We start from the raw sequence: 9738 nt of genomic DNA, 5'->3' as shown, positions 1-9738 counted from the left end.
AGATCGGGGTATTTGGCATCTTCGGCCCGTAATGCACCTTGTCGACAAAAATGTAGTCCCCCACCAATAAAGTCTGTTCCATCGACGACGACGGAATGACGTACATGCCGAAAAAATAGATCTTCAGCGGCACCACCACGACAACGGCAAAAAGCAATGCTTCGACCCATTCCATCGCCACTTTGAACCCCTTGTGGTCTTTCTTGTAAGCCCGGTAGCGGTCGAGCCACAACCGGTGGATATTTCTGCTGATATAGAAATCATAGATAAGCGGCAACCCCAACAGCCACCACAGGTTCCGCGTCCACACCACGAACCACAGTACGTAGACCAAACTCACCACCGAGAATTTGACCCACTTATTGTTCCATATTTCCCGCAACTTACTGATTGTCTTTTTCATGTAATTTCGCGTTGTCGTTTAGAATCCGAGCAGGTCTTTCATGCCGTAGACCCGCCCCGTTCCGCGTTTATCCGCCAGAAACTCCGCCGCCAGCACTGCCCCCATTGCAAATCCGCTCCGGTTCTTGGCGTTATGGTCGATCGTAATCGTATCGGCGTCTGACTCCCACACCACGGTATGGATCCCCGGCACCATTGCCCGCCGCTGCGCGGTCACCTCCAGCTTAGCCGCATCGGTCGTCGTCCCCAAATGCCACGAGGTTTTCCGGTCGATCCCCGCCAAAATATCCTCCGCCAGCGTCACCGCCGTGCCGCTCGGCGCATCTTTCTTCTGCACATGGTGCACCTCGTTCAAAGTCACATCGTACTCCGGGAAGCGGTTCATCATCTCGGCCAGCTGCCGGTTGATCGCGAAGAAGATATTGACCCCGATGCTGTAATTCGAGGCATAGAAAAATGCCCCTTTTGCCTGCGCGCATAAGTCGCTCACCTCTTTCAAGCGGTCGAGCCACGCCGTGGTTCCGCACACCACCGGCACACCTGCCGTCAGACAGGCAACGATATTCCCGTATGCCGTCCCCGGCGTCGTAAACTCGATCGCCACATCACACCCCCGCAAGTTTTCCGCCGTAAGCTGATCCGTATTGTCCACATCGATAATCAGAGGAACCGTATGCCCCCGCGACACGAGTATCCTTTCGATCTCGTGTCCCATTTTGCCGTAGCCTATCAGTGCGATTTTCATAACTAAGGTGAAAAGTAATACATAAAAAGCTAAAAACAAAATCGGATTTGTCTTTAGCTTTTCGGAATAATCGGAATAAATACGCGCCGAGGCCGGTTACCGCACAATCGTTTCGTCCCGATCCGGCCCCACGGAAATGATCTTCACCGGCACGCCCGTTTCCCGTTCGATAAATTCGACATACTCCTTGAACTGCCGCGGAAAATCCTCGTAGCGCCTGATCCCGTTGATGTCGCAGTTCCATCCCTCGAACTCCCGGTATACCGGCGTAATCTCTTCATTGGTCTCATACGGGAATTCCGTCACCCGCCGTCCCCCGATCTCATACGCCACCGCCACCTTAATGGTGGGAAACGTATTCAGTACATCGGATTTCATCATGATCAACCGGGTCACCCCGTTGATCATCGTGCTGTATTTCAAGGCCACCATATCGAGCCATCCGCACCGCCGTTCCCGGCCCGTCACCGCGCCGAACTCATGGCCGATGCGCTGCAAGTCCCGCCCCGTCTGGTCGAACAGTTCGGTCGGGAACGGCCCGCTCCCCACCCGTGTACAATAAGCCTTGAAAATCCCATACACCTCGCCGATCCGATTAGGTGCCACCCCCAACCCGATGCAAGCCCCGGCACACACCGTATTGGAGGAGGTCACGAACGGATAGGTTCCGTAATCCACATCGAGCAGCGATCCCTGCGCCCCTTCGGCCAGAATCCCCTGCCCTTCGTTCAAGAGCCGGTTGACCTCGTGTTCCCCCTCGATAATCGCGAACCGCCGCAAAGTTTCGATTCCCTCGAACCACTGCGCCTCGTACTCCGCAATATCATAGGTGAATCCCTCGAACTGCGCCAGCATCGCGATATGTTTCTGTTTCAATCGTTCGTAGCGCTCCATGAACGACGGCGAGAGAATATCCCCTACCCGCAGCCCATTCCGGCCGGTCTTGTCCATATAGGTCGGCCCGATCCCTTTGAGCGTGGAGCCGATCTTGGCTTTCCCCTTAGCCGCTTCGCTGGCCGCGTCGAGCATCCGGTGGGTCGGCAGGATGAGGTGTGCCTTTTTTGCAATTTTGATTTTGGCCGTCACATCGACCCCGAACTGTTCCAGCTCGCCGATCTCCTGGGCGAACATCACCGGGTCGAGCACCACGCCGTTGCCGATGATGTTGATGGCATTATCGCGGAAAATGCCCGACGGTATCGAGCGCAGCACATGGACTTTATCGCCGAAACGGAGCGAGTGTCCCGCATTCGGCCCCCCTTGGAACCGGGCGATGACTTGATAATCAGGCGTGAGCACGTCCACGACTTTTCCTTTTCCTTCATCGCCCCATTGCAGGCCGAGAACTACGTCAACTTTCATTTATGATGTCTTTGTAAAAAGTATTGCCGACACATTAAAAACCTTTCTCCGAAGCCGTCCGGCTACAGAAGAAAGGTATTATTTCCGGAAAACTCCAGTCGGTAAAAGTACAAATAAAACGGTTTCTCCATCAATCATCGGTCAAATATTTTTCCGGTCGATGCGTTTCACTGTCGTGTCGCCGCTATCCACTTCACCACGGCTCATCAAGTATCCGACCGCCCGCTTGAAGATTTTTTTGCTCATCCCGGTCGCCAAGCGCACCTCCTCCGGATCGGACTTGTCTCCCACGGTCAGCATGCCGCCGGCCTCGTCGAGCATTTTCAGCACTTCGTCCGCCGCGATTTTCACCTGGTCGAAACCTTCCTGCTGGAGCGAGACGTCGATCCGGTGATCTTCCGCAATCTTCCGCACATAGGCTTTCATCCGCATACCCAGCTTCACGTCGGTGAATATCTGATTGTCGTACAGCATCCCCCAGTGCCGGTCGTTGATGACCACGCGGAATCCTTTCGGCTTGCGCACGGCCACCAGAATATCCACCTCTTCCTTAGGCCGGACGGTGATCTCGTCGTTATTGATGATTTTTCCCAGTTTGGATGTTCCTACCGCCCGTCCCGTCACGTTGTCCACATAAACCGAAACCACATACCACTCTCCGACCAACATCGGCGCCTGCTGGTTCCGCTTCGGCACGAAGAGGTCTTTGGGCAGACCCCAGTCCAAGAAAGTCCCGTGGTAATTGAACCCCACGGCCTGCAATGCGGCGATGCCTCCTTCCGTGATCTTCGGCCGGTCGGTCGTGGCCACCGGCCGGTCTTCGGAATCGGTATAAACGAAGACTTCTATCGGGTCGCCTATTTCATATTTTCCGGGTATATAGCGGTTCGGAAGCAGCACTTCGTTCCCTTCGTCGTCGGTCAGATAAAGGCCGTTGTCGGTCTTCCGTGCAATTTTCAGTCTGTTGTAATTCGCAGCTCGTATCAATTTCTCGTATCTCCTCTTTTACACTTGCAAAGATAGAATTTTCCACGATAGAACTGTGAAACCTCCGAATTATCCGCCGACTTTCGTTGCATGAATCCCTGCCGTAATGTAACTTTGCAGGATTCTGTTCATTGGCTTACAGTATGGAACTTTTTTCTTAGCCGCCTCGAGCCGGCGGGCTATGCCGAGGTAGCGCGAGGAAGACCGCAGGTCAAACGAAGCAAAGAAAACTGCCTCCAGCCGGTTTCGCCTTGTCGGGCGTCCGCGCGTCCTGCGCGTCCCCCTCAAGGCAAAACACGACGCTTCCAAGGATGCTTTCGCATGTCCTTATTACTTGCGAGCGGGGTCGCAGCCTCCGGGGAATGCAACTCTCGCGCAAGCGATGAAAGAGTTGCGGGTCTCCGCGGGGCGAGGCTGCGGCCCGCAGTGCCTTACGGCACGCAAAACGATCAGGCGCCGGCATTTTACCAAGCTGTAACTACCCTTTCTTGGCCGGAGCCGGCGGGGCTTTGGGGTAGAGGCGGCCAATAAAACAGCCAACGGCTGCGGCCCGAGTGCCCAGCGGAACCACCCCTCCGCCGGGGGTGGTTCCGGGGCGTCATCGGGAGATCACGGCTGAACCGTCTTTCTCCTCACGCGAAAGCCCCTCTCGGAAATGGGGTAGACACGGCAAGACCCGGGAATGTCGCGTTTTGCCTTGAGAAAGCCGGGCAGAACGACCGGCTTTCGACAAGGCGAAACCGATTCCCGGTACTTTTCTTTGCTTACTTTCTTTGGTGCCAAAGAAAGTAAGTGCCCCCGCGGCAGGAGCGGGAGGAGAGGAAAAACCTCTACCCCCGCGTAGGAACGCCGCAGAGCCTTCCGCAGGAGAGAAATCCACGCCGGATCGAGGCAGTAAAAAATAAAGGCTCCCGCGGCAGGAGCGGTGAAGCGAAAACAAAAAGCCCGCCCGGCATAAGGGCTGCAAAAAAAGTTTTATATAAAGAACAAAAGCCTCGCCGGCTCGAGGCAGTAAAAAATAAAGGCCCCGCGGCAGGAGCGGTGAAGCGAAAACAAAAAGCCCGCCCGGCAGGAGGGCTGCAAAAAAAGTTTTTTATAAAGAACAAACGTCCCGCCGGCTCGAGGCGCCAAAATAAAGAACAGTCCGGCTCATCGCCAGAGCAAGAACAGAGTAAAAAGATTATGGATAAAGTACTGAAAATAGCCGTCTTCCAGATGGATACGGTGTGGGAAAGCCCTGCCGAGAATTGCCGTCGCGCGGCCGAATGGATCGATCGGGAGGCCGGAGAGGCCGACTTAGTGGTATTGCCCGAAATGTTCGCTACAGGTTTCAGCATGAATCCGGCAGCGATTGCCCAGGAAAAGGACGGCGAAGTCGTTACCTTCATGCGCGATTTGGCCGTGCGGACGGGGAAAGCGATCATCGCGAGCGTGGCTATCCGCGACCATATCCGGCGCACGGAACCGGAAGAGGGCTATTTCAACCGGCTGTTTTTTTTCACTCCGGACGGCGTGTGGCTTACTTATAACAAACGCCACCTGTTCCGGATGGGCGGCGAACACGAGGTGTATACGGGCGGCAATTCGCGGCTTATCGTACATTACAAAGGGTTCCGGATATGCCCGATGATCTGCTACGACCTGCGGTTCCCGGTTTTTTCGCGCAACCGGCAGGACTATGACGTATTGGTTTATATCGCCAGCTGGCCGGAAGCGCGGCGGTATGCGTGGAGCACTTTGCTCCGGGCGCGGGCTATTGAAAATCTGGCGTATGTGATCGGCTGCAACCGTTGCGGAACCGACCCTGGGAACACCTACTCGGGAGATTCCGCAGTGCTGGATTTCCTGGGACAGCCGATCGCAGAGGCGGTGCCGGCGCAGGAATGTATGATCGCCGCTACTTTGTCGTTAGACGATTTGGAGGCGTTCCGGCGGCGGTTCCCGGCACATTTGGATGCCGATGACTTTACCTTGATCGAAGAATAAACGATCTTTTTTATTTATACCCTGTTCATTGGTTGGTTTGAGGGTACTGTTCTCTTTGTGAACAAAGAGAACCAGAAAAACTTTGAGCGAAACTTACGTTTCGCATGGGCTGCCGTAGTCCTTATTCTTTAGCACTTTAGTGTTTGGGTCGGGGCAATAGCGGGCTGTAAGGTTATTACTTCATTAAGCCCGCTATTGCTCCCGGCCCAATCCCAAGACTAAACATGGGATTGCGGAGCCTAAGGCGTAGCGCAGCTATCTCAAAAGTTTTTGGTGCCGCTTTTTTCAAAAAGCGGCAGTCCCCGCACGTAGCCAAAGACAGAGTACAAATAAAAAAGATCATATATACTACAATAGAGTGAGTTTTTCAGTCATCATACTATTGATCTGTTCCGGCATTTTTGTCGGCGTGGTCAATACCTTCGCAGGAGCAGCAGCCGTGGTCTCCATCTCGGTTTACACAGCATTGGGACTGCCGATCGACGTGGCCAACGGGACCAACCGGCTGCCAGTGCTTTTTCAAGTCGGGGCAGCAGCGTTCAACTTTCGGAAACAACGCCTGCTCGACTATTCGGTAGGGTTGAAATTAGGGATTCCGACAGCCGTCGGCGCGTTTGTCGGCGCAGAGTTCGCAGCATGGGTCGACCCGTCGATTTTCGTCGTTTTGTTGGCGACGATTCTGATTCTGCTGTTCGCCTTATTGATCTTCAGCCCGAACCGGATACTCAAAGGAAACGGGAAACCGCTTCGGGGAGTGCGGAAACTCGACTGCTTCTGGTTCTTCTTGGTGGGCCTCTACGGCGGCGCATTCCAGATCGGAATGGGATACGTCATCCTCGGCCTGACCGTCATGGGGATGGGCTACGACGTCATTACGGCCAATGCCCTGAAAAGTTTTATCGTGATGCTCTATATTCCGCTGTCGCTGGTCGTTTTCATGTACCACGGACAAGTGAATTACAGCTACGGATTCGTTCACGCCATCGGGAACGTGATCGGGGCTTACGTTGCGTCGAAATACGCTACGCGGATCAACACGCAGTTTTTGCGGTGGATTCTGATCGTGTTTATCGCCCTGACCGTCCTCGATCTGCTCAAAATAATCAGCATCCGAAATGCGTTGGAACATATATTATAGGAGATCTGTCATGCAGAAATTCGCACTGCTGTTTTCGGTCGTCGCGCTGGCCGGCAGCATTACGATCGCTTGCGCGCAACAGCGACAAGGCGGCAAACCGGCGCCGGCTGCCATATCATCCGACATTCCGGACGAGGCTCCGCCGGTGTTCGTGCCGGACTTGCCGCGCGAGATGACGTTCGCCGGTGAACGCGTGCCGCTCGAATACTCCGAAGTGCGCGAAGCGTTGGAACGGGAGATGACCGTCACGATGTTCATGCACTCGCGGACGCTGCGGACACTGCGGATGACAACCCGCTATTTCCCGGTGATCGAACCGATCCTGAAGAAATACGGCATTCCGGCGGATTTCAAATACCTCTGCATGGCGGAGAGCGGGCTGGATCCGAACACCGTGTCGCCGGCCGGGGCGGCGGGGCTCTGGCAGTTGATGTCGTCGGCGGCCAAAGACCACGGGGTCGAGACGGGGAGCAATGTGGATTTGCGCTTCCACGTCGAAATCGCTACCGAGGCGGCATGCAAGTACCTGCGGAAGGCATACCAGCGTTACGGCAGCTGGACGATGGCCGCGGCATCGTACAATGCGGGTCTGGCAGGGGTCAGCAAACGGATCGGGATTCAGGGGGTGGATTCGTACTACGATCTGTTTCTGCCGGAAGAGACGATGCGGTATGTCTACCGCATTCTGTCGTGCAAGCTGTTGGTCGAAAATCCGCAGCAGTACGGATTCCGGCTGCGGAAGAGAGATTATCTGCCGGCATTTGAAAACTACAGGAAAATCACCGTCAGCGGACAGAATATCGACTGGTCGGCGCTGGCGGCCAGGCATGGAACGAATTACAAGATGCTGCGGATACTCAATCCGTGGATCCGGAGCTACGAGTATGCCAACAAAGCGGGAACGACCTATACGGTGTTGATTCCGACGGAAGGGTTCAGGGAAAATGGAAAATAAGAACGACCAGATTATCGTCGAAGGGGCGCGGGTGCACAACCTCAAGAACGTGGATGTCGTGATTCCGCGCGACAAACTCACGGTCATTACCGGTCTGTCGGGATCGGGGAAGTCGTCGCTGGCCTTCGACACCATCTATGCCGAGGGGCAGCGCAGGTATCTCGAGACCCTGTCGGCCTATGCGCGGCAGTTTTTCGGGACGTTGGAACGGCCGGACGTGGACAAAATTACAGGCCTCAGTCCGGTGATCTCGATCGAACAGAAGACCACGGGGCGAAACCCGAGGTCTACGGTGGGAACCGTGACGGAGATCAACGACTTCATGCGGCTCTTGTTCGCCCGGGCTTCGGTGGCCTACTCCAAAGCGACGGGCGAGAAGATGGTGCACTACAACGACCAGCAGATTACGAAGCTGATTGTCGAACGGTTCGGCGGGAAACGGATCGCCCTGCTCGCGCCGGTGGTCAAGGGGCGGAAAGGGCACTATCGCGAACTCTTCGCTTCGATGATCAAGAAAGGGTTCCTGTATGCCAGAGTGGACGGGGAGATCGTGGAGCTGCACGGCGGGATGCAATTGGATCGGTACAAGATACACCACATCGAATTGGTGATCGACCGCATGGTGGCAGAGCCGGAAGCCGAGGCGCGGATCAAAAAGAGCCTCGAAGAGGCGATGCGGCAGGGCAAGGGGACGATGATGGTGGCCGACTACGAGACGGGCGAGGCCAGATTCTATAGCCGGAATTTAATGTGTCCGACAACGGGTATTTCGTACAACGAGCCGGCGCCCCACACCTTTTCGTTCAATTCGCCGCAGGGGGCCTGCCCGCACTGCAACGGGCTGGGGGAAGAGACGGTGTTCGACATTTCGAGGATCATTCCGGACAGCTCGAAATCCATTGCACAAGGGGGGATTCAGCCGCTCGGGAAACCGAAAGCCAATGCCGTTTTCAACAAGATGGCCTCGCTGGGGGCGCGGTATGAGTTTACGTTCGACACGCCGTTAGACGAATTGGACGAGGAGGCGATGAATGCCCTGCTTTACGGCGACGCCACGCCGCTGCGGGTCACGGCGTTGTCGGGGGCGCGGAACAGCTGTTTGACTACGTGGGAGGGGGTGATCGCCTACCTCGAGGCGGAAGCGGAGGAGGGCGACCGGGGGGCGAAGTGGAAGGAGCAGTATGTCGAACGGCGGCCGTGCTCGGTGTGCCACGGGACGAGGCTGAAGGAAGATTCGCTCTATTTCAGGATCGACGGGAAGAATATCGCCGAGCTTTCGGCAATGAGCATCGAAGAGCTGACGGCCTGGTTCGACGGGATCGAAACCCGGCTCGACAAGAAACAGCAGGCTATTGCCCGGGATATACTCAAGGAGATACGGGAACGGCTGCGCTTTTTGATGGACGTGGGGTTAGGGTACCTCTCCTTGTCGCGCTCGTCGCGGACGTTGAGCGGCGGGGAGAGCCAGCGCATCCGGTTGGCGACGCAGATCGGGTCGAAATTAGTCAATGTACTCTATATTCTTGACGAACCGAGCATCGGGCTACACCAGCGGGATAATATCAAACTGATCCGTTCGTTGCAGCAGCTTCGGGATGCGGGGAACAGCGTGATTGTGGTCGAACATGACCAAGAGATGATCGAGTCGGCGGACTGGATCGTGGACGTCGGGCCGGCGGCGGGGAGACGAGGCGGGGAGATTTCTGCGGTGGGGACGCTTGCGGATGTGCTGAAGACCAGCACGTTTACAACGGATTACCTGACCGGGCGGCGGAAAATCGAGATTCCTCAGACACTCAGGAAGGGGTCTGGCAAGTTCCTGACCATTCATGGGGCGCGGGGAAACAATCTCAAGAATATCACCGTAAAATTTCCGCTCGGAAAATTCATCGTGGTGACGGGGGTGAGCGGCAGCGGGAAGTCCACGTTGGTCAACCAGACGCTGCGGCCGGCGATTGCGCGGGAGTTGTACCGGTCGTTCGACCAGCCGCTGCCCTATGACCGGATCGAGGGGATAGAGCACATCGACAAGTTGGTGATCGTAGACCAGTCGCCGATCGGACGCAGTCCGCGGAGCAACCCGGCGACCTACTCCAATGTCTTCGGGGATATTCGCAAGCTGTTCGAGGCGACTCCCGATGCGCAGATCAGGGGATACAAGGC

8 protein-coding genes are annotated in these 9738 nt (G+C 55.9%); 4 read left to right on the top strand and 4 right to left on the bottom strand.

Annotated features, from left to right (window positions below):
* The 4 genes from Q0Z93_RS08215 to Q0Z93_RS08200 form a co-directional block, all read right to left on the bottom strand.
* Positions 1–403 (bottom strand): S26 family signal peptidase (locus Q0Z93_RS08215; protein ID WP_298064455.1); only part of this gene is annotated, 403 nt, incomplete at its 3' end.
* Positions 404–421: 18 nt separating this feature from the next.
* Entirely contained in the window at positions 422–1147 is a 726-nt protein-coding gene (gene dapB / locus Q0Z93_RS08210) for a 4-hydroxy-tetrahydrodipicolinate reductase (RefSeq protein WP_298064454.1), read from the bottom strand.
* A 96-nt stretch (positions 1148–1243) separates the two neighbouring features.
* Entirely contained in the window at positions 1244–2509 is a 1266-nt protein-coding gene (locus tag Q0Z93_RS08205; RefSeq protein WP_298064453.1) for an adenylosuccinate synthase, read from the bottom strand.
* A gap of 141 nt (positions 2510–2650) precedes the next feature.
* Positions 2651–3496, bottom strand: a complete 846-nt coding sequence (locus Q0Z93_RS08200; protein ID WP_298064452.1) for a S1-like domain-containing RNA-binding protein — start codon at positions 3494–3496, stop codon at positions 2651–2653.
* 1182 nt (positions 3497–4678) lie between these two features.
* Between Q0Z93_RS08200 and Q0Z93_RS08195 the strand changes: the two genes are divergently transcribed.
* The 4 genes from Q0Z93_RS08195 to uvrA all read left to right on the top strand — a co-directional run.
* Positions 4679–5482, top strand: coding sequence for an amidohydrolase (locus Q0Z93_RS08195; RefSeq protein WP_298064451.1), 804 nt, complete (start codon positions 4679–4681; stop codon positions 5480–5482).
* A gap of 358 nt (positions 5483–5840) precedes the next feature.
* Positions 5841–6620: a sulfite exporter TauE/SafE family protein gene (locus Q0Z93_RS08190; RefSeq protein ID WP_298064450.1), complete on the top strand. Its 780-nt coding sequence runs from the start codon at positions 5841–5843 to the stop codon at positions 6618–6620.
* Between the two features lie 10 nt (positions 6621–6630).
* On the top strand, positions 6631–7575 hold the full coding sequence (locus tag Q0Z93_RS08185; RefSeq protein WP_298064449.1) for a lytic transglycosylase domain-containing protein: 945 nt from the start codon (positions 6631–6633) through the stop codon (positions 7573–7575).
* On the top strand, positions 7565–9738 hold a 2174-nt coding region (gene uvrA / locus Q0Z93_RS08180; RefSeq protein ID WP_298064448.1), incomplete at its 3' end, for an excinuclease ABC subunit UvrA. The genes Q0Z93_RS08185 and uvrA, both read left to right, overlap by 11 nt.

This window comes from uncultured Rikenella sp., from assembly GCF_947628055.1.
In the GTDB taxonomy this organism is placed as follows: domain Bacteria; phylum Bacteroidota; class Bacteroidia; order Bacteroidales; family Rikenellaceae; genus Rikenella.
The sequence above is the reverse complement of the archived record's forward strand: the minus strand, read 5'-3'. Positions and strand labels throughout refer to the sequence as shown.

Bases quoted from the DNA above. Each gene is read 5' to 3' on its own strand.
- dapB (WP_298064454.1), bottom strand. From the start codon at position 1,147: ATGAAAATCGCACTGATAGGCTACGGCAAAATGGGACACGAGATCGAA.
- Q0Z93_RS08205 (WP_298064453.1), bottom strand. From the start codon at position 2,509: ATGAAAGTTGACGTAGTTCTCGGCCTGCAATGGGGCGATGAAGGAAAA.
- Q0Z93_RS08195 (WP_298064451.1), top strand. From the start codon at position 4,679: ATGGATAAAGTACTGAAAATAGCCGTCTTCCAGATGGATACGGTGTGG.
- Q0Z93_RS08185 (WP_298064449.1), top strand. From the start codon at position 6,631: ATGCAGAAATTCGCACTGCTGTTTTCGGTCGTCGCGCTGGCCGGCAGC.